The following is a 21843-nucleotide window of genomic DNA, read 5'->3' as shown; positions in this document are numbered from 1 at the left end:
GAAATGCACGTTCGAACCGAGGAGTCGAACATGGCGGCGACCTACGGCGCCCCAGGGGTCTACATCGAGGAACGCCCGAGTGGGTCGATGCCGCTGCAGGGAGTCGGCACCGCGGTCGCGGCCTTCGTCGGCTTCACCGCGGCCTACCACGCCGAGTCCGGTGACCCGGCTGACCCGGACGGGGTGAAACCCCAGCTGGTGACGAGCTGGCCGCAGTACGAACGGATCTACGGCGGGTTCGCGCCCGGCATCCTGTTGCCGCACGCGGTGAAGGGCTTCTTCGAGAACGGCGGGAGCACCTGCTACATCGTGCGAATCCCGGCACCGGACGGGGCGGAGAAGCCCCGGCGGGTGCTGGTGTCCGGCGGCAAGCAGGAAATCGAAACGCTGACGGTGGAGGCGCTCGACCCGGCGGTGAACTGCGAGGTCGTCATCGAACCGCCCGCACCGCCGTCGGAGGGCGAGGAACCCGCCGCGGGCGAGTTCACGCTGAAGGTCGTGGAAGACGGCCAGGTCCGGGAGGACTACCCGGCGGTCGGCCTCGGCCGCGGCCAGCGCGGTGTCGAGAAACTGGTCAACGGGCACTCCAAGCTCATCCGGGTCGAGGTGCACAACGTCACCGGCACGGCGCTGGCGGACCGGCTGCCGGCCCCCGGCCGGTACCCGATCGAGCCCGCGGCCCCGGCGGCGGCGAGCGTTTCGCCGCAGGAGTTCGAGGGGTCCGAGGCGGCGCGCACCGGCTACTCGGGACTCGCGGTCGCCGACACCGTCAGCATGGTCGCCATCCCCGACCTGATCACCCTCGCCACCCGCGACGACGGTTCGTTCGACGACGAGGTCTACCTGGCCGCGCAGGGACGGCTGGTGGACTGGTGCGAGCGCAGCCGGACGAAGATGGCGATCCTCGACGCACCGCCCGGCCTCGACGCGCAACGCGCCCTGGAATGGCGCACCGCGCTGGGCAAGGACAGCGCGTTCGGTGCCGCGTACTACCCGCACCTGGTGGTGCCGAACCCGCTCACCCGGCCGGGTTCCACGAACGGGGACCGTTTTCTGACGGTGCCGCCGAGCGGGCACGTCGCCGGGGTCTGGGCCCGCACCGACGGCAGCCGCGGCGTGTGGAAGGCGCCGGCCAACGAAGTCTGCCGCGGTGTCGCGCGGCTCGAGAACGACGTGACCGACGGCGAGCAGGACCTGCTCAACCCCGCGCAGGTCAACTGCATCCGGTCCTTCGGCGCCAACGGGATCCGGGTCTGGGGCGCGCGCACCTTGGCGGCGACCGACCAGAGCTGGCGCTACATCAACGTGCGGCGGCTGTTCATCTACATCGAAGAGACCATCCGGCGCGGGACGCAGTGGGTGGTGTTCGAGCCGAACGACAGCGACCTGTGGGCGCGGGTGCGGCGCACCGTCGCGGCGTTCCTGCACGGCCTGTGGATGCAGGGCGCCCTGGTCGGAGCCACCCCGGAACAGGCCTTCTACATCCTGTGCGACGAGTCCAACAACCCGGAGTCGTCGGTGAGCGAAGGAAAGCTGGTCGTCGACGTCGGGCTCGCCCCGGTGAAACCGGCCGAGTTCGTCGTGTTCCGGATCAGCCAGTGGCAAGGCGGGGCGACGACGTCCGAATAGCTCCCGGAAGGAGTAGCAAGTGCCGGATCTGGCGACGACGTCGGTCTTCATACTGGAGATCGACAGTGTCGAGATGGGGAGTTTCCGCAAGGTCTCCGGGATCGAGTCGGAGACCGAGACGATCGAGTACAAGGAGGTGACCAAGGACGGCCGGATGATCATCCGCAAGCAGCCGGGCGCGATGAAGTGGTCCGACATCACCCTGGAGCGCCGGATCGACAGCTCGCACTCGCTGTGGGAGTGGCGCAAGGAAGTGATCGACGGCGACATCGACAAGGCCCGCCGGCACGGGTCGATCGTCGCGAAGAACTCCAAGATGGAGGAGGTCGCCCGGTGGAACTTCACCGACGGGTGGCCGTCCAAGTGGACCGGCGCGGACTTCGACGCCGGCGCCAACGACGTCGCGACCGAGAAGGTCGTCATCACCCACGAAGGCCTGGTCCGCGCGTGAGCCTGCACACCGAATACCCCTTCACCCTGCCGAAGGGCTATGTGGACGACGAGGGCTCGCTGCACCGCACCGGGATCATGCGGCTGGCCTGCGCCCGCGACGAGATCGAGCCGCTGCGCGACCCGCGGGTCAAGGAGAACGAGGCCTACGCGACGGTGATCGTCCTGGCGAAGGTGATCACCGAGCTCGGCGACATCGCCCAGGTGACGCCGAAGGTGGTCGAGAAGCTGTTCGTCGGCGACTACCAGTACCTGCAGGACTTCTACCGGATCGTCAACTTCGGCGACGCGAGCATCCTGGAGACGCTGGAGCCGGGCACCCCTTTCCCGCAGGAGGTGCTGGCGGTGGACTAGCACGCTACGCCGTCGACGAGCTCTGGCGGGAGGTCGCGTACCTGGCCTACCACCTGCACTGGGGCCTGGACCAGCTGCTGGACCTCGAACACGGCGACCGGATCAGGCTGCTCACCGAGGTCGGCGGATTGAACGAACGGTTCTGGCAGGGGGTGGAAGGTGACCGGGACGGCACGTACGCCTGACCCGCCGTTCACCGGCCGGTTCGTGTTCCTCGTCGACGGCCTGACGATCGGCGCGTTCACCGAGGTGTCGGGGCTGTCGGTGCAGATCGACACCGAAGAGCTGGCCGAGGGCGGCCAGAACCACTACACGCACAAGCTGCCCGGCCGGATGAAATGGCCGAACCTCGTGCTCAAGCGCGGCATCACGGATTCGGACAACCTGTTCGAGTGGTTCGCCAAGTGCTCCGGTGACGGGTTCGCGAAGGCGGACAACCGGCTCGAACGGCTCGGCGGCTCGGTGAAGCTGCTGGACACCAAGGGCAAGACGGTCCGCCGGTGGAGCTTCGTCGAGGCGTACCCGGTGAAGTGGACCGGACCGCGGCTGGCGGCGTCCTCCCGTGATCTCGCCGTCGAGGAGCTGGAGGTGTGCCACTGTGGTTTCAAACCGGAGAAGTAGCCCTGGTGGCACGGCGCGTGGACGGCTTTCCCGCGTGACCCGCCGGCTGCTCCCGCGCCGCGCGCGGACCCCGCACCGGCCGGGTGCCGGGGTCGCCGCGTTGCCGGTGCGGCCGCCCTGGTGGCGTGTGGTCGCCCGGTGGGTGGCAGCCCGGCTGAACCCGGGTGACGCGACTGGCGCGACGGCTTCCGGGCGACCGGAACGGAAACCGTTGCTGCCCCGGACGATCGACCTCACCACCCGTCGCGGCGAGAAAGCCGGTATGGGGGTCGGAAGTCCGGTACCGCGCTTGGGGACGGGACGGGCGGCCTCGCCCGGCCCGGTTTTGCCGGGTGTCGGCGCGGTGGGGTCGGGAGCGGCTTCGGGGGGCGTAGGTCGGTCCGGTGCGGCCGCGACGGGCTCGAGTTTGCCCGGTCCGGTTCTGCCGGGTGTGGGCCTTGTCGGCGCGGTCCGCATGAGAGCAGCCTCCGCCGGTGCAGATCGGGCCGAAACGGTTTCGGCGAGGGCGGTTGCGCCACGGCCGGGTGGAGTGGCTTCGGCGAATATCGCCTCGGCAACGGGAATCTCGGCCGGTCTGGTCGCGAGGCGTTCGGCCGGAGGCCGAACGCGGGCGACTTTGTCCGGAACCGTACCGGTCCGAAGGAGTCCGGCCGGCGCGGACTTGCCCGGCGTTGATCCGACCGGAGCAAGAACGGCCGCGGCAAGAGGAATCGCGACCCCGGCCGGAATGGCCTTCGCTGCCCGGGTCCGGGCGGCCACTTCGCCCGGCGCTGGTCGTGCTTCGGCAGGCGTGGGTTCGGCGCGGGAACCGGCTGTTCTCGCTGGTCCGGTCCCCGCCGGAATGATCTCGGCTGCCCGGGTCCGGGCAGCCGCTTCGCGCGGCGCAGTGTCTGCGAGAGGGATCGTGCCCGCTTCGGCGAGCGTGGGCTCGGCTGTCTTCGCCGGTCCGGCGAGAGGAATGGTCCCGGCCGGAATGGCCTCGCCTTCGCGGGTCCGGGTGGCCACTTCATCTGGCGCGGCGTCCGCCAGAGGGATCGTGCCCGGCCCGTCGGCAAGCATCGGGATGCGGGCGGTTCGCCGGGCCGCCGACGAGCCCGGGCGGGAACCGCGGACCGCCGAACAGCGCTGGCGCGCGGCGGTCGCGCGGCAGCCGCTGGAAACGCCGCGGGCGTTTCCCGCCGTCTTCCGGCCGATGGTCGCTGGGCTGACCGGGAGCGGCTCCCGCGTGCGGTACACCACCGGGCCGCGTACCCGGGCCGCGCTCGCCGCCGCCGGGGCGCTGGGCGCCACCACCGGCAGCACCGTGCACCTGAGCGCGCCGCCCGATACCCGGCCGTCCTCGATCGGTGTGCTGGCGCACGAACTCGCGCACGCCCGGCGGCCGGTCGGCAGGCCGCGGTTCCTGCTGGGGCTGCCCAGTGGCGCGGCCGACGAGGAAGAACGCGCCGCCCAGGCCGTCGGGGACCGCGCGGCCAGGACGGTCTCCGCCGGCGTCGTCGACGGCCTGCCGGTCGGCGGGGCGGGCACGGCCGGGGTCGTGGACGTCGCGACGCAGGCCGCACGAAACGCGGTGGCCGAACACGTCGCCGAACAGGCGACCGAAGCCCGCCAGGCGGTGAACACCGTCAGCGAGACGGCCGGAGAAGCCCGGGACACGGCCGCGCACGCAGTGACCGACGCGGCCGCGACCGTCGCGAAAGGACCGTCCACTGTGGATCTCGACCGGATCGCCGAGGCCCTCGAAGAGCGCGTGCTGCGGCAGCTCGAACGCCGCGGCGGCCGGTACTCGGGGGTGTTCTGATGTCCGCTCCGGTGAAGGCCTACCTGCAGATCGAGGGCGGCGGGCGGATCGAATGCATGTTCAACCCCGCCGAGCTGACCATCGCGAAGTCCAACACCTGGAGCGCGAAGGAGGCCAAGGGCAAGAACTCGCCCGAGCTGCGGTTCCAGGCCGGCCAGCCGGCGACGCTGACGATGAGCCTGACCTTCGACACGACCCGCACCGGGGACCCGGTCACCCAGCACACCGACCAGCTGCTGGGCCTGATGAAGGTCGACCCGAAGCTGTCCGGCTCCGACCGCGGGCGCAACTCCGCCCGGCCGCCGTGGGTCGAGTTCCACTGGGGCGCCACCTACTCCTTCAAGGCCGTCGTCGAACGCCTCCAGATGCGGTTCACCTACTTCGCCGGCAGCGGGACGCCGTTGCGCGCCAAGGCCGACGTGTCCCTGAAGCAGTGGAAGGACGAGGCCGAGCTGCCGCTGCAGAACCCGACGTCGTCGACGCCGTCACTGCACACCGTCCACCAGCTGCTGCCCGGGGAGACGCTGGACCGGGTCGCCGCCGCCCACTACGGCGACCCGACCCGGTGGCGGGTCATCGCCGAGGCCAACGGCATCCTCGACCCGCTGCGGCTGCCCGAAGGCGTCTCGCTGGCCGTGCCGGAGCTCGAGGTGCGCCACCGTGACTGAGGAACGCCGCCTCGACGGCGTGCTCGTCACCGTCGACGGCTCGCCGCTGCGCACCGAGCTGTACGGACGGCTCACGCTGGTGCACGTCGAAGAGTCCGTGCAGCTGCCCGACACGTTCCTGCTGCGCTTCGACGACCAGCACTTCGAGCTGTTCGACGAGGACCGGTTCCGGCTCGGCACGGCGGTCGGCATCGCCTTCCGCGCCGAGGGGGAACCGGTCGTGGTCACCTCCGGCGAGGTGACCGCCATCGCCGTCGAAGCCGGGGCGAGCGGACGGCACGAGCTCGTCGTCACCGGGCTCGACCTGACCCACCGCCTGGCGCGCGGCGGCAAGTCGCGGGCGTTCACCAACATGACCGACGCCGACATCGCCCGCCGCATCGCCGGGGAGTACGGCCTCGACACCGACATCGACGGCACCGGCGAGATCCGCGAGCACACGCTGCAGCACGGCGAAACCGACTACGCGTTCCTGCGCCGGATCGCCGGCCGGATCGGCTACGACTTCTGGATCACCGAACGGAAGTTCTGCTTCAAGCGCAAGCCGGCCGAGCGGCACCGGCCGCCGGTGCTGGTGTGGGGCGGCAACCTGCACGACTTCCGGGTGCGGTTCGCTTCCGCGGACGCCTGCGACGAGGTCGTCGTCACCGCGTGGGACCCGGTGGACAAGCGGGCCGTCACCGGCCGGGCGAGCACCCCGGACCCGGGGTCGGACGCGCCGGCGGTCGCGGAGATGGCCGCCGCCGCGCGCCGCGGCTTCGGCGCGGTGACCCGGCGGGCCGGCCAGTTCCCGGCGGCGAGCAAGCCGGAAGCGGACGCGCGCGCGGAAGCGTTGCTGCGCAAGGCATCCGGTGGTCAGGTCGTGCTGCGCGGCGAGGCGGCGGGCAACCCGTGGCTGGGCGCGGGCACCGACGTCCAGCTCGACCGGGTGGGCCGCCGCCTCGCCGGGAAGTACCGCGTCACCAGCGTCGAGCACATCTACGGCACCGGCCGCCCGTACGTGACGCGGTTCGTCTGCGGCGGCCAGGAGTCCGAAGGGCTCGCCGACCTGCTGCGTGGCGGGACCGAGCACCGCGGCTGGGGCAGCCTGGTGGTCGCCGTGGTGACCAACAACGACGACAAGGCGGGCCAGGCCCGCGTGAAGGTGCGGTTCCCGACCCTGACCGACGACGAAAGCACCTGGGCCCGCGTGGTCGCGCCCGGGGCCGGGGCGAAGCGGGGCGTGCAGTGGCTCCCCGAGGTCGGCGACGAGGTCCTGGTCGGTTTCGAGAACGACGACAAGGCCCGGCCGCTGGTGCTCGGTGGCCTGTGGAGCCGCAAGGACGCGCCGCCGGAGGCCACTGTGTCCCGCGGCGGGAAGGCCGACCGGCGGATCCTCGCCAGCCGCAAGGACCACCGGCTGGTGCTGACCGACGACCCCACCAGCTCGATCGAGCTGAAGCTGGGCGACTCCGGGTGCCTGCTGCACCTGGAACAGACCGAGTCGAAGCTGACCGGCGAACGCAAGCTCGTCGTCACCGCCGACCGGATCGAGGTCAAGGCGGGCCAGAAGCTCGTGCTGGAAGGACCGCAGGTGGAGATCACGGCCACCGGCGCGGTGACCGTCTCGGGCAAGCCGATCAAGCTCAACTAGGAAGGCGACGATGCCACAACCCGCAGCGCGGCAGGGGGATCCGGTGACCGGCATGGACACGCACGTCGTGCTCGTGCCGTCGCCGGGCGGCCCGGTGCCCACCCCGACACCGATGCCGTTCTCCGGGAAGCTGGTGACCGGGCTGTCCACCGACGTGCTCGTCAACGGCCTCCCGGCCGCGACGGTGAACAGCGGCGCCCAGAACCTGCCGCCGCACCTGCCGCCGCCCGGCGCGTCGTTCTCCCGTCCGCCCGCCAACACCGGCACGGTGCTGAGCGGCTCGGTCACCGTGCTGTGCAACGGCAAGGGCATGGCCCGCACCGGCGACCCGGTGCGCACGTGCAACGACCCCGTGGACGCGCCGACGTCGGCCATCGGGCCCGGCTCGGCGAACGTGCTGGTGGGGTGAGGGATGGCGGAACGGGCGGACCTGATCGGCCGCGGCTGGGCGTTTCCCGGGCAGCTCACCCCCGGCGGCGGCGTGCGGCTGGTCGGCGGAGGCGAGGAGATCGACGCGGCGTTGCGGCTGATCCTGTCCACCGCGCCGGGGGAGCGGGTGATGCGGCCGGATTTCGGCTGCGCGATGTGGGAGAACCTGTTCGCGCCGGTGAACTTCGACACCCTCGGCCGGATCGAGCAGAGCGTGCGGGAGGCCGTCGCCCGCTGGGAACCCCGGATCGAGCCGCTCACCGTGACCGCCACCGCCGAAGGGGACGGCGCGTGCGTGTCGATCGACATCGCCTACCGGATCCGGGCGACGAACGACCACCGCAACCTGGTGTTCCCGTTCTACGTGATCCCGCAGGAGGAAGCGGCGCCATGAACCTGCCCGCGCCCCACCTCGACGACCGCCGCTTCCAGGACATCGTGGACGAAGCCAAGCGGCGCATCGCCCGGCACTGTCCGGAATGGACGGACCACAACGTCTCCGACCCCGGTGTCGCGCTGATCGAGCTGTTCGCCTGGATGACCGAGATGATCCTCTACCGGCTCAACCAGGTGCCCGACCGGCTCTACGTCAAGTTCCTGGAGCTGGTCGGGATCGAGCTCGCCTCGGCCTCGCCCGCGCGGGCCGACCTGCTGTTCACCCTGGCCGCGCCGCCGGAGCAGGCGATCCGCGTCCCGGCCGGCACCCAGGTCGGCACCGAGACCGGCCCGGACGCCGACCAGATCGTCTTCATGACCGACCGCGACCTGCAGCTGGTCGCGCCGGCGCTGCAGGCCTGCCTCACCCGTACCGGCGGCCGGTTCACCGACCACACCGAGGAGCTCGGCGTGGAGCCGATCGCGGTGTTCGGCTCGCTGACCGTGGCGGACGCGCTGTACCTCGGCTTCGAGAGTTCCCTGGCCCGGAACCTGATCGAGCTGGACGTGGAGGTCAGCGGCGCGGCGGGCCGGGGCATCGACCCGCGCAACCCGCCGCGGCGGTGGCAGAGCTGGGACGGCCGCGAGTGGCGTGACGCGCGGATCCTGTCCGACACCAGCGACGGCTTCAACACCTCGGGCGCGGTCACGTTGCTGCTGGCGGGGGACCACGAGCAGCTCGCGATCGGCCCGGTCCGCGCGCACTGGCTCCGCTGCACGCTCGTCGAGCCGCTGGAAGACGGGCGGACGTACGACACGTCTCCGATGCTGCACGGGATCGACGCCACCGGGCTGGGCGGCGAGGTGGCGGCCCACCACGCCGAGCCGGCCCCGCGCGAGCTGATCGGCACCAGCACCGGGGAGCCGGGCCAGACGTTCGTCGTCCGGCGGGCCCCGGTCCTGCCCCGCCGCGGCGGCGAGACCGTGCAGGAGGTCCTCGTCCGCCGCGACAACGGCACCGAGCCGGAGGTGCGCACCTGGACCGAGGTGGCCGACTTCACCGACGCGAGCCCGCACGACCGGGTGTTCACCTGGGCGGGGGCCACCGGGGAAATCCGCTTCGGGCCGAGCGTGACCGGCCGCGACGGGCGGGTCCGCCACTACGGCGCGGTCCCGGAGGAGGGGGCCCAGCTGTGGGTCACCGGCTACCGCTACGGCGGCGGACGGCGGGGCAACGTCGGGGCGGCCAAGCTGATCATCCCGCTCAGCGCCATCCCGTCGGTCGACTCGGTCCGCAACCTCGAGCCCGCCACCGGTGGCGTCGACGCCGAGACCGTCGACAACGCGAAGATCCGCGGCCCGCTGTACCTGCGGGGCGGTCACCGGGCGGTGACGGCGAAGGACTTCGAACGGCTGACGCTCGAAGCCGCGCCCGGCGTCGCGCGCGCGCGGTGCCTGCCGCCGGCGAAGTCGGGTGAGCCCGCGCGGCTGCTGGTGGTGCCGCGGGTGGACGTGGCCCCCGAAGCGTTGCGGCTGGCCGACCTCGCGTTGCCTCGTGAGCTGTCCGACCGGATCAAGGTCTACCTCGACGCCCGGCGCCTGCTGACGACGCAGGCCCGCATCGACGAGCCGTCGTACCAGGGCATCACCGTGGTCGCCGAGGTGCACGCCGCCCCGACGGTGCAGCCGGAAAAGGTTCGAGCCGACGCGGAATCGGCGCTCTACGCCTACGTCAACCCGGTGCGCGGCGGCCCGGCCGGCCGCGGGTGGCCGTTCGACACCGACCTGTCCATCGGGGACGTCTTCTCGGTGCTGCAGGGCGTCGCGGGCGTGGCGCGGGCCGAGACCGTGCACCTGTTCCTGGCCGACCTGCGCGGCAAGCGGCAGCCCGAGGAAGCGGGCCAGCGCGTCCGCCTCGGCCCGGACGAGCTGTTCCTCTCGGTGGCCCACCGGGTGGTGGTGCGGCAATGAGCGGCGGCTGGCTGCTCGCGCAGCTGCCCGCCGTGATGGGGCGGGACCCGGTGATCTCCGGCTTCGTCCGGGGCTTCGAGGAGATCGCGGACTCCGTCCGTGGCCAGATCGCCGACCTCGAGCACGAGCTCGACGTCGGGCTCGCTTCGCCGGAAATGCTGGTGTACCTGGCTTCCTGGCTCGGTGTCGAGCTGGACGCGACCCGCGTGGGCGACGCCGAAGTCCGGGAGGCGCAGCGGCGGCTGATCCGCGCGGTGGGGCAGGCGCTGGTGTGGCGCGGGACCCGCCACGGCGTGGAGACGCTGCTGGAGGCGCTCACCGGCAGCCGCGTCGAGGTGATCGACCCGGGTGGCATCTTCGCCCCCGGCGACACGGTGCCCGCGGCCACCGACGTCGTGGTGGTCCGGCTCGACCACACCGGCGGGCTGAGCGAACGGCAGCTGCGGGCGTTCCTGGCGGAGGAGCTGCCCATCGGCGTGCGCGTGGACCTGCGCGTCCGGTCGGCGGGAGGTGCCGGATGAGACCCGGGCCCCCACCGGGGTGCCCGGAGTGCGGGCGCCCGCTGCCGCCGCAGGGCGCCAAGCTGTGCCCGAACTGCGGCTACCCGCTGCTGCTGGAGCGCCCGGCGGTCGCGGAGCACGAGCCGCGCAAGGCCGTGTACAAGCCGACCGACCAGGGGTCCGGCGCGCCACCGCTCCCGTCCGGCCGCCTGCCGTTGCCGCCGGGTCCGGCGTCGTACGGCCACCCGGCCCCGCGCCGGGTGGAGGTGCCGGGACCGCACTGCGGCCGCTGCGGAACGATCAACCCGCCGCACCGCAAGCGATGCGAGACGTGCGGTGAGGAACTGTGGCCCGGCGCGGCGTCCCCGGCCCGCTGGATGCCGAGGCCACCGGAGGTGGCGGCCGCCCCGCCCCGGCGCCGCACGTGGTGGAAGCTGGTGCTGCTGATCGCCGTCCCGCTGCTGGCGGTCGGCGCGGTCTGGCTGCTGGCACTGCTGCTGTAACAAAGCGCCCCAATGTGGCGTTGGTTGCGTTGGACGCACCCAATGTGGCGTTCGGTGCGTTGGACGCACCGAACGCCACATTGGGGCGCTTGGGGACGTCACTGGGCCGCGGTGTACGAAAGCGACTTGATCGCGGTGAACTCCTTCGCCGTCGGGTCCGGGTTCGTGTGGCCGAAGGTCACCGACGCGACCGACGTGCCCGCGGGGGCTTCGAACACGACGTTGCCCGCCTGCACGGTGGCCGCGACCTGCTGGGTCGAGCCGTCGTCGAGCTGGGCCGTCAGCGTGTAGCTCGTCGTCGCGGGGGAGCCGGTGAAGCTCACCCGGACCCAGTGCGCCGGCGCGGTGAAGTCGACGCGGACCGGGTCGGTGTTGCACACGTCCGCGCCCGCCTGCCCCGAGCTGGTCAGGAAACTGCCGAAACTGCCCGCGGTGCGCAACGCCACCGCCGTCGCGTCCTTGCAGCCGGTGGGCGCGTTCTGCGTGTCGGCCGACAGCTTGACGCCCTTGGCCGCGTACAGGTCGCCGGAGATGATCCGGTTGCCCGGGGGCGAGCCGTCCGGGAGACGGCTGAAGTCCACCAGCCGCGCGCCGCTCGGGGTCGCCGTGCTCGCGGCCGACGACTGCGGCGGGGACGACTGCGAAGGTGGCGGCGAAGACGACGGCTGCGCGGCCGAAGAGCTCGACGGCGCCGACGGCGACGGCGGTGGGCTGCCACCCGGTGCCGACGGGGCTCCGCCGGGGGCCGCCGGCTGGCTCAGCGGCGCGACCTGCGCCGCGGGTGTCTCCTTGCCGCTGCGGATGAGCAGCGCCCCGCCGAGTGCGGCTCCCGCCAGGACGGCGACACCGGCCGCGACGGTGGCGACCCGCAGCAGGCCGCCCGCGATCCGCGGCCGCTGCAGGAAGGTCACCGGCCGCTCCGCCTCGACGTCGCCGGCGTGCGCGCGCAGGGTCAGCGCGCGCCGCGCCTCCTGGCCGGTCAGCGGCGGATCGGCCCGCACGACGACTTCGGCGCCGGTGGACGTGCCCGGTTCGAGGTAGACCTCGCGGGGCCGGAACTCGAAGCCGACCCGGTTCTCCTGGTCCCGCCCGGCCAGGGCCACGGCCAGGGGAGTGTTGCCCTCGTTGGCCAGGTTCAGCACGTAGAGCCCGTTCTTGCCGCCGGTGACGATCTCCGGCTGCACGCCCAGCGCCAGCCCCGGCGCCGGGCGCACGTCCAGTGGCAGCTCTTCGCACCGCGAGACCTCCCGCTGGTACGGCGACCTCACCAGGACACCGAGCGCGTACGCCCCGGCCACCATCCCGCCGTGGTCCGGCACGCTCACCCGGAGCCGGACCACGCCCGTCTCCATCGGCCGCAGCTTCATCACGGCCGGTTCGGCCGAGAACAGGTCGTCCCGCGGCAGCCCCACGACGCTCGTGCCGAAGTGCTCCACGACGCGGCTCGCGTTCTGGATGGTCACTTCGAGATCGGCTGATTCGCCGGGCCCCAGCGTGAGCCGGTCCGGCGTGAACGTGACCTTCAGCGCTCCGGCCATGGTCAGCGCCAGTACTCGAAGATGAAGCGTTTTCGATCCGGCCGCTTGTTGTCGCGGCCGATGAAGCACTGCCTGCTGTACTGCCGGGCGACCATCAGCCCGCGGACGGCGTCGGCCTGCGAGGTGAACCCTTCCAACGACGTCCCGCCGTCCTGAAGCCGCCACCACCGCCCGCTCGCGTCGTTGACCTCGGCGATCGTCAGGTTCGAGCGGTTGAAGGAGATGCAGTCCTCGTTCGACACCGGCCCGGCGACGCCCCGGCCGCCCTTCCAGTACTCCATGAGGAATTCCGACTTCCGCGGGCTGTTCCGGCTGTCGAAGCAGTGCTGGGTGTACCCCCGCGCGACCGACAGCGCGTTCTGGGCGTCCTGCCGGGTGGACAACAGGGCCATGTCGTGGCTGCCGCTGTCGACCAGGGTGTAGCCGTCTTTGTCATTCCCCGTGATGCTCAGCTGGTTCGGGTCGTGGCTCACGCAGTCCTCCGGGGACGGCGGCGGCAGCGTGCTGGTGAAGGTGGCGCTCACCGCCTTGTCGGCGTCCATGGCCACCGTGCACGCTCCGGCACCCGAGCAGGCACCGCCCCAGCCGGAGAAGGCGAAGTCCTGGCCCGGCCGCGCGGCCAGGGTGATCGACTGTCCTTTGTCGACGGTCACGGTGCAGGTCGAGGGACAGCTGATGCCGCCGCCCGTGACGCTCCCGGTACCGGTGACGTTCACCGTCAGCCGGGCCTTCGGGATCTCGCTCACCGTCAGGCTCACCGACGTGGTGGCCTGCTGCCCGTCGGGCATGGTGGCCTGCACGCTGACCTGGAACGTCCGGGCGGTCGCCCAGTGGTGCACGACGAGCGCGCCGTCCCCCTGCGTGCTGTCCCCGAAGTCCCAGTGCGCGGTGACCGGCGCGGTGCCGTGCTGGTCGGCGACCTTGGCCGTGACGTCCTCGCCGGCCATCGGGCTGCTCTTGCTCAGCGTGATCTGCAGCACCGGTGTCTCCGGGGGAGTGCTGCTCGGCGGGACACCGGGGTCGGTCGGCGGTCCCGGGACGTCGGTGCCGGGCGGGAAGGGGCCGTCGGTGGGCGGGATCCCGTCCGGCGGCGGCACCCGGCCGTCGGTGGGGGTGACCTGGCCGCCCGGCGGGACCTGCGTGCCGCTCGGCGGGTTGTCGGTGCTGCCGGGCGAAGGGGGCGGCGGCTGTTGACCGGTCGGCTGCTGCGGTGCGGGTACCTGGCCGCTGTCGGAGTGCACGCCCTTCGCGGGGTTCTTCGGGTCGTACTTCGCGATGTCGCGCACGGTGCCGTCCAGGTGGATGACGCCGGCGCGTTCGGTCGCGGGGTCGTTGAAGAAGACGATGCCGTCGCGGGTGAGCAGCTGGAACGTCGTCGGCGGGGTCAGCACCTGGGTCTTCGCGATCACCGCGGGCCGGGTGAGGTCGACGATGTAGACCTGCCCGGTGGTGTAGTCCGGGACGAACAGCCGGTTGCCCGCCTCGACCGCGGCACCGAGCCGCCGGGTGGCGGCGTCGAGCGGGACCGTCGTGTCGCACGTGGCCGCGCCGAGGTCGCAGATGTCGAGGATGCCGCGGGAGGCGACGACGTAGAGGCGGTCGCCGTGCGGGGAGCCGCTGATCTGCAGGGCGTCGTCGGGACGCAGGTCGAGCGGGATCGAGCCGGTGGTTTCCCCACTGAGGGCGTCGACCGTGGTCGCGGTGCGCTCGGCCGGGTTGACCACGACGGGGTTGCCGTTCGCGACGGTGAGCAGGTTGTGGCCCGGCCGGGTGAACTGCCGGTGGGTGACGCGCTTGCCGTCGGCGATCCGGGTGAGGTCGCCGGTGGCGTCGTCGAGCGTCCAGAGCCGGTCGGCGTCGTCGAGTGCCGCCGTGCCCGCGCCGAGCTTGGCGGCCAGCGGGAGCGGCTCGCCACGCGGCAGGAGCGTGCGCGGGTCGCTGCTGGCGAGCAGCCCGCGTTGACTGTCCAATGTGTACAGCGTGGTGCGGCCGGCGAACGCGGTCAGCCCGCCGCGGGCCGCGTCGATCGGGGCGACCGGCGGGGTGGCGTCGTAGGTGGCGCCGTCGACGCGGCGCAGGGTGCCCGCGGTGCGGTCGACCGCGTAGGCGGTGGAACCCTGCTGGACGACGTCCACGGCGTGGCCGGGCGTCGCGACCTGGACCTGGGCGGCGACCTCGGCCGACGGGCCGTCGAGCAGGGTCAGCTGGCCGACGTTCGACGACGCCAGCCAGGCCGAGCCGGACAGCAGCCGCACGTCCTGCTCCGGGTAGCCGGCCCCGGCGACGGCGATCCCGCCCACCGCCACCGCCGCGGCGAGACCGAGCAGCCCGGCCCTCGCCCAGCGCCGTCGCAGGAAGCCGAGACCAGCCATCACCAAGTCATCCCCTCGTCAGCTTTTCCAGCGCCCGCCGCCGGCGGCGGGCGTCGCGCCGCCGGTCGAACAGCGGGCGCGGGTCGAACCAGGCCCGCAGCGCCACGAACGGCCCGCGCGTGCCCCGCAGCTCGCGGCGCAGCCGGGCGTCCAGGCCCCAGGCCTCGGCGACCGCCGTGTCGTCCGGTTCCGCCGGGCTGTACACCGCGGCGGTGACCAGCGGCGCCAGGAGCGCGACGGCACCGGCGCGTTCGCCGAGCACTTCGCCCGCCTGGTGCGCGACCTCGACGGCGGTCGACGACGCCGAGACGCGCACGCCGTTCTCGGTCAGCCGGTCGGTGGTTTCCTGCCACGCGCCGGTGATCCGCGCGGCGCGGCTGCCGGTCCGGCGTGCCCGGCGCCGCCGGACCTTCTCGACGGCCACCGCGACCGGCGTGAGCAGCACCAGCGCGCCGAGTCCGATGAGGACGATCAACGCCCAGTCGAGCACGCTCAGCCGCTCGCCGGCGAGCTTCGGCAGGCCGGGGTCGACGCCGACCTGCGACGCCTTGCCGTGGTCGTCGGGCCGGTCGTTCGCGGTGTTCCCGGCCGGCGGCGTGTCCGGCTGCTTCGGCGCGACCCCGCCGTGCCGCAGCGGGTCCGTGGGGTCGAACGCCACCCAGCCGTAGCCGGCCAGGTGCACCTCCGGCCAGGCGTGCGCGTCGGCCGAGGTGACCGTGTAGGTGCCGTCCTTGAGCCGCGCGGGGTTCAGCAGGTAGCCGACCGCCACCCGGGTCGGGAACCCCTGCGAGCGGGCCAGCACGGCGAACGCGGCGGCGAACTGCTCGGCGTAGCCGACCTGGTCGGCGGGGTTGGCGCCGAAGAGCCGCCGCAGCGCGTCGTAGGAGTGGCCGGGCCGTGCGTCGAGGCTGTAGGGCAGCCGGCGCAGGCGCTCCTGCATGGCCATGAGCTTGGCCCACGGTTCGTCGACGGCGCCGGCCAGTGCCGCGGCCTGCTCCTGCAGTTCCGGCGGGAGCCCGGGCGGCAGCGCCGAGTCGTGGCCGTCGTCGGCGGCGGGCACCGCGTGCTCCAGCCCGTCCTTGCGGCCGACCTGGGCGACGAGGTCGTAGGCGAGGCCGGACAACGTCGGCGCGTCCGTGGCCAGCACCCCGGACTCGGCGCTGTAGCCCACGCGCGGCGCGGTGGTGCGGACCGGTTCGCCGGCTTCCGGCAGGTAGGGCCCGGTCAGCCCGCTGATCCGCACGCTGAGCGACACCTGGCGCGGCGCGGTCAGGGTGTCGCTCGCCGGCAGGCTCTTCCCGGCCAGGAGGAACCGGTCGTGCGCCGCCCAGAGCGCGCCGTCGTAGTCGTCCAGCGCGGCGGTGCGGACGCGGTCCACGCCGGCCGGGTCGCCGGTGAAGCGCACCGTGAACAGGTCGTGGGCGGGGGCGCGCAGCTGGCTCTTGAGCGTGGCCAGCGGCGAGATCGTGTCCCCGATGTCGAGCCGCACCGGCAGCACCGTCCGCGGGTCGAACCGGTGCTGCCCGGTGGCGAGCGGGAGGTAGTGCATCCCGGCGAGCCCGGCGGCGACCGCGACGAGCACGACCGGCACACCGAAGGCGAAGCGGCCCCACGCGGCCCGGGTGTCGGCGATGCGCGCGGCCGGATCGGCCGCGCCGGCGCGGGCCAGGACGAGGGTGAGCACCGAGACCAGGAACGCGCCCACCGGTAGGAAACCGCCGAGCGGGTGGCCGGCGGTGAACAGCAGCGCGGCGGCGAAGGTCAGCAGCGGCGGGACGGCCGGGGCCAGCAGGGACCGCGTGCGCACCACGAGCGTCGCCGAGACGGTGGCGGCGATCCAGGTCAGCAGCGCCGGGGTGAACACCAGCTCGGGCGTGGCGTCGGCGGGCAGCGTGACGCTCAGCATCCGCGCCCAGCCCGACGTCAGCCCGGTGCCGAGGCCGCGCAGCGTTTCCCCCGTGGGCACGCCGTGCCGCAGGGTGGTGTGCCCGACCGCGAACACCGCGACCGGCAGGAAAGCCAGCAGGCAGGCCGACAGTGTCGGCAGCGTCCGCAGCCGCCGGGCCCCGGCGATCCCGGCGGTCAGCACCCCGCCGCCCGCCGCGACGAGCAGGGCGATCAGGAAGTCCAGGCCGCCGAAGAAGGACAGGTAGGGCAGGCAGGTGGTGGCCACGGCGACGGCGGCGAGGACCAGCTGCGGGTAGGCCGCCGCGCGCAACACGCGTTCCACGGCGGACGACCGGGGCCGGGCCGGACGCCGGCCGTCGTCGGCGAGCGCGGTCTTGGCGGCTTCCACGGTCTGGGTGATCCGGCCGCCGTCGGAGGTCTCGCCCCGCGGGACGGTCTCCTCGCGGATGTGGACGGGCGTGGTCCGGCCGGTCGTCATGACGTCCGCGTCAGCTTGTTCCAGGCCTGCACGAACTCCTCGACGCTGTGCGCCATCAGCGTCACGATCCCCGGCAGCCCGGTGGACCAGGCCTCGGGCCGTTCGGAGAACTGGATCAGGCTGGCCATCAGGAAGTGCCGCCGGACGACGGGCAGCACGCTGAGCGTGCGCGGGTCGGGCTCGCCGGTCACCACGCCGAGCGAGACGCTGTCGTCGAGGGTCACCATGGCCGGGAGTGCGGCCAGGCCGGGATCATCGGGCGAGCGTTCGGCGGCGGAAAGCAGGTCCATCGCCGCGAGCACGCCGTCGCCCCGCGCGTCGCTGGCGACCGCGCCGCCCGCCGTGGTGCGCAGTTCCAGGGGGAACCCGCCGCGCATCGCCGCCACGGCCAGCGACGCGGCGGCGCTGACGGCGTATTCGAAGGTGTTGTCCGTGTAGCCCGCCGGGCTGGTGTCGAGCACCACCAGCAGCCGCGGCTGGTTCGGCACGACGTTGTGCCGCACCATGAGCGCGCCGGTCCGCGCGGTCGACTTCCAGTGGATCAGCCGGTAGTCGTCGCCCGGCACGTACTCGCGCAGGCTGTGGAACGCCACCCCGCCCTGCGGCGCGTAGCTCGACGTCGGGCCGTCCATGTCGCGCGTCTGCCCGGTGGGCACCGGTTCCACCCGGTGCAGTTTCGGGTGGACGTACAAGGTGGAATAAGTCGAGTAGGTCTTGCCGACCTGCATCAGCCGCAGCGGGTCGGTGTGCCCGATGGTCAGCGGGCCGACCTGGTAGATGCCGCGTTTCCCGGTCGGCAGCGGGTAGTTCGCGGTGTGCTCCTGCCCCGGCCGCAGGCTCGGCACCGGCACCTGCAGCCGCCGTCCCGCGACGGTCTCGCCGGCGAGGATCGGCGGGCTGCGCCGCCGCGCCTCGTTGGTCAGCGTGAGGACGCCGAACGCCTCTTCGCCCGGCGACACCCGCTGCGGGCGGACGTCGCGGACCGCGGCCAGGTCCGGGCGCAGCAGCATCCACGCGGCCGCGAGCAGCAGCGCGGCCAGGCAGGCGAACCCGACGGCGACCAGTTCCGGGTAGTCGGCGAGCCAGCCGAGCCCGAGCAGCACGACCGCGGTGGCGGCGAGCAGGAGTCCCGATCCGGTGGGCATCGCGCGTCACACACCGGCCGGGGACTGCGGCACCGGCACGGCCGCCAGGATGCGGTCCACGATGCCGTCGGCGGTGAACTCCTGCACCGCCGCCTCCGGCGTCAGCATCAACCGGTGGCACAGCACCGCCTTCGCCATCTGCTTGACGTCGTCGGCGGTGACGAACGGGCGGCCGTCGACGGCGGCACGCGCCTGCGAGGCGGCCGCGAGCGCGTTGCTCGCGCGCGGGCTCGCGCCGAGCTTGAGCTGCGGGATGGTGCGGGTGGCGTTGGTGATCGTGACGATGAAGGCCTGCAACGCCGGCGCCACGTACACCCCGCGCACGACGTCGATCATCTGCTGCATCTCTTCGACGGTCGTGACCGGCCGCAGCTGTTCGGGCAGCCGGCGGGCGACGGCGTCGGCGACGATCCGCACCTCGTGCTCCGGGCTGGGGTAGCCGATCCGCAGCAGCATCATGAACCGGTCGAGCTGCGCTTCCGGCAGTGAGTAGGTGCCCTGCTGGTCGACCGGGTTCTGGGTGGCGATCACGAAGTTGGGGCGGGGCAGGGCGTAGGCGACGCGGTCGACGGTCACCTGGCGCTCGGCCATCGCCTCCAGCAGCGCGGACTGGGTCTTGGGGGAGGCGCGGTTGATCTCGTCGCCCAGCACGATGTTGGCGAACACCGGCCCCTCGCGGAACTGGAATTCCCGCTTTTCCGAGTCGTAGATCTGCACCCCGGTGACGTCCGAGGGCAGCAGGTCCGGAGTGAACTGAATACGGTGCATCGTCCCGCTGATGGAATGGGCCACGGCCTTCGCCAGTGAAGTTTTGGCGACACCCGGAACGTCTTCGACAAGAATATGCCCCTCGGCGAGCAGCCCGACCACGACGTTCCACACCACGTTCGTCTTTCCGTGGATGAAATGCTCGATGTTGCGGACAAGATCGTTGCAGCGCCGCTGAACCCAGCCGACCCGTTCCCCGAGGTCAGTGCTGTAGGTCATTCGCTCCCCCAGGTTGCGGGTGTACCGGAGCAGAAGGTTACTCGTTTTCCGGCGGCCGTCCATGCCCGTTCGGGCTAAGGTTCGTTCCGCCGAATATCAATTTGACGTCGGCCGGGGGACCGCGGGGCCTCCCCAGTACGGTTGGCCGGTGAGCTATCCCCTCGGTATCGACGTCGGGACCACGTATACGGCAGCCGCGCTGTGGCACGACGGGCGGGCGCAGACCGTGCCGCTCGGCGACCGGGCGAACGCGGTGCCGTCGGTGCTCTTCCTCCGCGAGGACGGCGCGGTGCTGGTGGGCGAGGCGGCGGCCCGCCGGGGCGTGCTCGAACCGGACCGGATGGCGCGGGAGTTCAAGCGCCGCATGGGCGACGACGTCCCGGTGCTGGTCGGCGGCCGCCGGTTCCCGGTGCACGAACTGACCGGGCGCGTGCTGCGGACGGTCGTCGAACGCGTTTCCGAGCAGCGCGGCGGACCACCGGGACACGTGGTGCTGACCCATCCGGCGGAATGGGGCGACTACCGGAAGCGGCGGCTAGCGGAGGCGTCGCGGGCCGCCGGGCTGACCGACGTCGGGCTGCTGCCGGAACCGGTGGCCGCGGCGACCTGGTACGCGGCGCAGGAACGCGTCGAACCCGGTGCCCTGATCGCCATCTACGACTTCGGCGGCGGCACGTTCGACGCGAGCGTGGTCCGCAAGACCGCCGACAGCGTGCAGATCCACGGCGAGCCGGGTGGCGACGACCGGATCGGCGGGATCGACTTCGACCACGCGCTGTTCCGGCGGGTCTGCGCGAACGCTGGCGTGGACCCGGCGCGGTTCGACCCGGGCGACGGCGCGGCCGCCTCGGCGCTGGCGCAGCTGTTCGCGTCGGTGGTGGAGGCCAAGGAGGCCCTGTCCGCGGACATCGAGGTGCGGGTTCCGGTGGTGCTGCCGGGAATCACCCGCCAGGTGCTGATCACGCGGGCCGAGTTCGAGGACCTGATCCGGACCCGGCTGGAGGGCACGGTCGGGGTGTTCGGCCAGGTGGTGCGCCGCGCCGGCGTCGCGCCGTCCGACCTGCACGCGGTGCTGCTGGTCGGCGGCTCGAGCCGGATCCCGTTGGTGCGCAAGTTGTTGTCGGCCGAGCTGGGCATCCGCGTGGCGGTGGACGCGCACCCGAAGTACACCGTCAGCCTCGGTGCCGCGATCGCCGCGGCGCCCCGGGTCGCCGGCCCGCCCGTGGCGATCCCCGGGCCGCCTCCGCGGCTTCGACAGCCGGTGCCGGGCCGTGCGGAAGTGAGCGCGCCGGTCGACCTGGTCCGCACCGGGCTGACCGGCGCTCCCGACGTGCCGGTGCCGGTGGTGCTGGTCCCCCCGGGCACCGCCGCCCCGCGGGAGGTGCTGCGTACCCGGGGGAGCACCGGTGTTCCGGCGAAGGGGCACGGCAGGCTGGTCGCCGTCCTGGTGACCGTCCTGGTGCTGGGGGTCGTCGCGGCCGTGGCGTTCTTCGTCACGCGCCCGGCGGGCGACGCCGCGCCGAAGGCGGTCCGTCCGGCACCGGGCGGGCCGAGTGCCACGGCGGCGAGCACCCTGGAGCTGTCCGGAGAACTGGTCGTCCCGCCGGACGGTGCGGACGTCATGCGCGCGGTGACGCGGCTGCCGTCCGGGACGCTGGTGGCGGTGGGATTGTCCGCCGACCAGAAGCCGCGGGCGTGGCTGCGCCGTCCCGGAGCCGCGGTGGCCGCGGTGACGCCGCCGGGAGACGGGCAGGCGGCGCTGGCCGACGTCGTGGCTTCCGGTCCGGGCGTGGTCGCGGTGGGCTGGACGGGCAGCGGCCGCGACCGGCGTCCGGCGGTGTGGCTCTCGGCGACCGGCGAGCAGTGGCAGCTGCAGCCCGCGGGCGGATCGTTCGTCCCCGGCGGCGGGGTCACCGAGCTGACCGCGATCACGGCGGGCGGCGACGGGAAGCTGTACGCGGCCGCCGTCGACCGCGGCGGCGACCCGGTCGACGGCGACGTCGCGATCTTCGCTTCCGCGGACGGGAAAACGTGGGACCGGCTGCCGGCCACCGGGCTCGGCGGCCCGGGCCCGCAGACGATCACCCGGCTGATCCGGACGGCGGACGGCCGGTTCCTCGCGGCCGGGTCGGCCCTGACCGGCGCGCGCCGCGGCCCGGCGCTCTGGACGTCCCCCGACGGTGTCGCGTGGACATCCGACGCGTCGGTCCCGCCCGGCTCGCCGTCGTTGCTCGGCCTCACCCAGCAGGCCGACGGCACGGTGCTCGCGTGCGGCTCGGTCGGGGCGGCGGACCAGCCGGCGGCCGGGTGCTGGACCCGCCGTGACGGTGCTGGCTGGCGCACCTGGACGGTCACGGGCACGCCGTCGCCGCTGTACGTCTACGGCCTGCTGTCCACTCAGGACGGTGTGCTGCTCGCCGGCGCGGGCCGTGCCGGTTCCACTGTGGACGCCGGACTGTGGACGGCGCACCCCGGCTGAGG

The 21843-nt window shown here is 73.1% G+C and carries 18 protein-coding genes and 1 pseudogene; 14 read left to right on the top strand and 5 right to left on the bottom strand.

The window, feature by feature from the left end; all coding sequences use genetic code 11:
* The first annotated feature begins 30 nt into the window (after positions 1–30).
* The 13 genes and pseudogenes from CF165_RS30610 (at position 31) to CF165_RS30555 (ending at position 10934) form a co-directional block, all read left to right on the top strand.
* Positions 31–1629, top strand: a complete 1599-nt coding sequence (locus tag CF165_RS30610) for a phage tail sheath family protein (protein WP_240521870.1) — start codon at positions 31–33, stop codon at positions 1627–1629.
* Between the two features lie 19 nt (positions 1630–1648).
* Positions 1649–2080: a phage tail protein gene (locus CF165_RS30605; protein WP_093951062.1), complete on the top strand. Its 432-nt coding sequence runs from the start codon at positions 1649–1651 to the stop codon at positions 2078–2080.
* The gene (locus CF165_RS30600; protein ID WP_093951061.1) at positions 2077–2433 is read left to right on the top strand and encodes a hypothetical protein; all 357 of its coding nucleotides are present in this window, start codon (positions 2077–2079) and stop codon (positions 2431–2433) included. Before CF165_RS30605 ends, CF165_RS30600 begins: the two co-directional genes overlap by 4 nt.
* 20 nt (positions 2434–2453) lie before the next feature.
* Positions 2454–2618 (top strand): annotated as a pseudogene (locus tag CF165_RS53675) (DUF6760 family protein); the annotation flags it as partial.
* On the top strand, positions 2593–3054 hold the full coding sequence (locus CF165_RS30595) for a phage tail protein (protein WP_093951060.1): 462 nt from the start codon (positions 2593–2595) through the stop codon (positions 3052–3054). The pseudogene CF165_RS53675 and the gene CF165_RS30595, both read left to right, overlap by 26 nt.
* Positions 3055–4117: 1063 nt before the next feature.
* Complete coding sequence (locus tag CF165_RS51315; RefSeq protein ID WP_158226850.1) at positions 4118–4855, top strand: eCIS core domain-containing protein; 738 nt, start codon at positions 4118–4120, stop codon at positions 4853–4855.
* The gene (locus CF165_RS30585) at positions 4855–5523 is read left to right on the top strand and encodes a LysM peptidoglycan-binding domain-containing protein (protein WP_093951058.1); all 669 of its coding nucleotides are present in this window, start codon (positions 4855–4857) and stop codon (positions 5521–5523) included. Before CF165_RS51315 ends, CF165_RS30585 begins: the two co-directional genes overlap by 1 nt.
* The gene (locus CF165_RS30580; protein ID WP_093951057.1) at positions 5516–7156 is read left to right on the top strand and encodes a VgrG-related protein; all 1641 of its coding nucleotides are present in this window, start codon (positions 5516–5518) and stop codon (positions 7154–7156) included. Before CF165_RS30585 ends, CF165_RS30580 begins: the two co-directional genes overlap by 8 nt.
* A gap of 10 nt (positions 7157–7166) precedes the next feature.
* On the top strand, positions 7167–7565 hold the full coding sequence (locus tag CF165_RS30575) for a PAAR domain-containing protein (RefSeq protein WP_167441608.1): 399 nt from the start codon (positions 7167–7169) through the stop codon (positions 7563–7565).
* A 3-nt stretch (positions 7566–7568) separates the two neighbouring features.
* Positions 7569–7979 (top strand): GPW/gp25 family protein, encoded by a 411-nt coding sequence (locus tag CF165_RS30570; protein WP_093951055.1) that lies wholly within the window; start codon positions 7569–7571, stop codon positions 7977–7979.
* Positions 7976–9931, top strand: a complete 1956-nt coding sequence (locus tag CF165_RS30565; RefSeq protein WP_093951054.1) for a putative baseplate assembly protein — start codon at positions 7976–7978, stop codon at positions 9929–9931. Before CF165_RS30570 ends, CF165_RS30565 begins: the two co-directional genes overlap by 4 nt.
* Positions 9928–10452: a phage tail protein gene (locus tag CF165_RS30560; protein ID WP_093951053.1), complete on the top strand. Its 525-nt coding sequence runs from the start codon at positions 9928–9930 to the stop codon at positions 10450–10452. Before CF165_RS30565 ends, CF165_RS30560 begins: the two co-directional genes overlap by 4 nt.
* Complete coding sequence (locus tag CF165_RS30555) at positions 10449–10934, top strand: zinc-ribbon domain-containing protein (RefSeq protein WP_093951052.1); 486 nt, start codon at positions 10449–10451, stop codon at positions 10932–10934. The genes CF165_RS30560 and CF165_RS30555 overlap by 4 nt, the downstream gene beginning before the upstream one ends.
* A 98-nt stretch (positions 10935–11032) precedes the next feature.
* On the opposite strand, the gene CF165_RS30550 is transcribed toward CF165_RS30555, so the two are convergent.
* The 5 genes from CF165_RS30550 to CF165_RS30530 are packed head-to-tail and all read right to left on the bottom strand — an operon-like array spanning position 11033 to position 19362.
* Positions 11033–12472, bottom strand: a complete 1440-nt coding sequence (locus CF165_RS30550) for a COG1470 family protein (protein WP_093951051.1) — start codon at positions 12470–12472, stop codon at positions 11033–11035.
* Between the two features lie 2 nt (positions 12473–12474).
* Positions 12475–14844: an InlB B-repeat-containing protein gene (locus tag CF165_RS30545; protein ID WP_143268697.1), complete on the bottom strand. Its 2370-nt coding sequence runs from the start codon at positions 14842–14844 to the stop codon at positions 12475–12477.
* A 7-nt stretch (positions 14845–14851) separates the two neighbouring features.
* Positions 14852–17230, bottom strand: coding sequence for a transglutaminase TgpA family protein (locus CF165_RS30540; RefSeq protein WP_093951049.1), 2379 nt, complete (start codon positions 17228–17230; stop codon positions 14852–14854).
* The gene (locus CF165_RS30535; RefSeq protein WP_093951048.1) at positions 17227–18375 is read right to left on the bottom strand and encodes a DUF58 domain-containing protein; all 1149 of its coding nucleotides are present in this window, start codon (positions 18373–18375) and stop codon (positions 17227–17229) included. The genes CF165_RS30540 and CF165_RS30535 overlap by 4 nt, the downstream gene beginning before the upstream one ends.
* Before the next feature lie 6 nt (positions 18376–18381).
* Positions 18382–19362: an AAA family ATPase gene (locus CF165_RS30530; protein ID WP_020647192.1), complete on the bottom strand. Its 981-nt coding sequence runs from the start codon at positions 19360–19362 to the stop codon at positions 18382–18384.
* Between the two features lie 148 nt (positions 19363–19510).
* On the opposite strand from CF165_RS30530, the gene CF165_RS30525 reads away from it, so the two are divergent.
* Positions 19511–21841, top strand: coding sequence for an Hsp70 family protein (locus CF165_RS30525; protein WP_158226849.1), 2331 nt, complete (start codon positions 19511–19513; stop codon positions 21839–21841).
* The last annotated feature ends 2 nt before the right edge of the window (positions 21842–21843 follow it).

Source organism: Amycolatopsis vastitatis (assembly GCF_002234595.1).
Classification (GTDB): Bacteria; Actinomycetota; Actinomycetes; order Mycobacteriales; family Pseudonocardiaceae; genus Amycolatopsis; species Amycolatopsis vastitatis.
Note: the sequence above shows the minus strand (reverse complement) of the source record. Positions and strands in the feature narration are given on the sequence as shown.

Coding starts and splice junctions, on each gene's coding strand:
- CF165_RS30610 (WP_240521870.1), top strand. CDS start 31: ATGGCGGCGACCTACGGCGCCCCAGGGGTCTACATCGAGGAACGCCCG.
- CF165_RS51315 (WP_158226850.1), top strand. CDS start 4,118: ATGCGGGCGGTTCGCCGGGCCGCCGACGAGCCCGGGCGGGAACCGCGG.
- CF165_RS30585 (WP_093951058.1), top strand. CDS start 4,855: ATGTCCGCTCCGGTGAAGGCCTACCTGCAGATCGAGGGCGGCGGGCGG.
- CF165_RS30575 (WP_167441608.1), top strand. CDS start 7,167: ATGCCACAACCCGCAGCGCGGCAGGGGGATCCGGTGACCGGCATGGAC.
- CF165_RS30570 (WP_093951055.1), top strand. CDS start 7,569: ATGGCGGAACGGGCGGACCTGATCGGCCGCGGCTGGGCGTTTCCCGGG.
- CF165_RS30565 (WP_093951054.1), top strand. CDS start 7,976: ATGAACCTGCCCGCGCCCCACCTCGACGACCGCCGCTTCCAGGACATC.
- CF165_RS30560 (WP_093951053.1), top strand. CDS start 9,928: ATGAGCGGCGGCTGGCTGCTCGCGCAGCTGCCCGCCGTGATGGGGCGG.
- CF165_RS30555 (WP_093951052.1), top strand. CDS start 10,449: ATGAGACCCGGGCCCCCACCGGGGTGCCCGGAGTGCGGGCGCCCGCTG.
- CF165_RS30550 (WP_093951051.1), bottom strand. CDS start 12,472: ATGGCCGGAGCGCTGAAGGTCACGTTCACGCCGGACCGGCTCACGCTG.
- CF165_RS30545 (WP_143268697.1), bottom strand. CDS start 14,844: ATGGCTGGTCTCGGCTTCCTGCGACGGCGCTGGGCGAGGGCCGGGCTG.
- CF165_RS30540 (WP_093951049.1), bottom strand. CDS start 17,230: ATGACGACCGGCCGGACCACGCCCGTCCACATCCGCGAGGAGACCGTC.
- CF165_RS30535 (WP_093951048.1), bottom strand. CDS start 18,375: ATGCCCACCGGATCGGGACTCCTGCTCGCCGCCACCGCGGTCGTGCTG.
- CF165_RS30530 (WP_020647192.1), bottom strand. CDS start 19,362: ATGACCTACAGCACTGACCTCGGGGAACGGGTCGGCTGGGTTCAGCGG.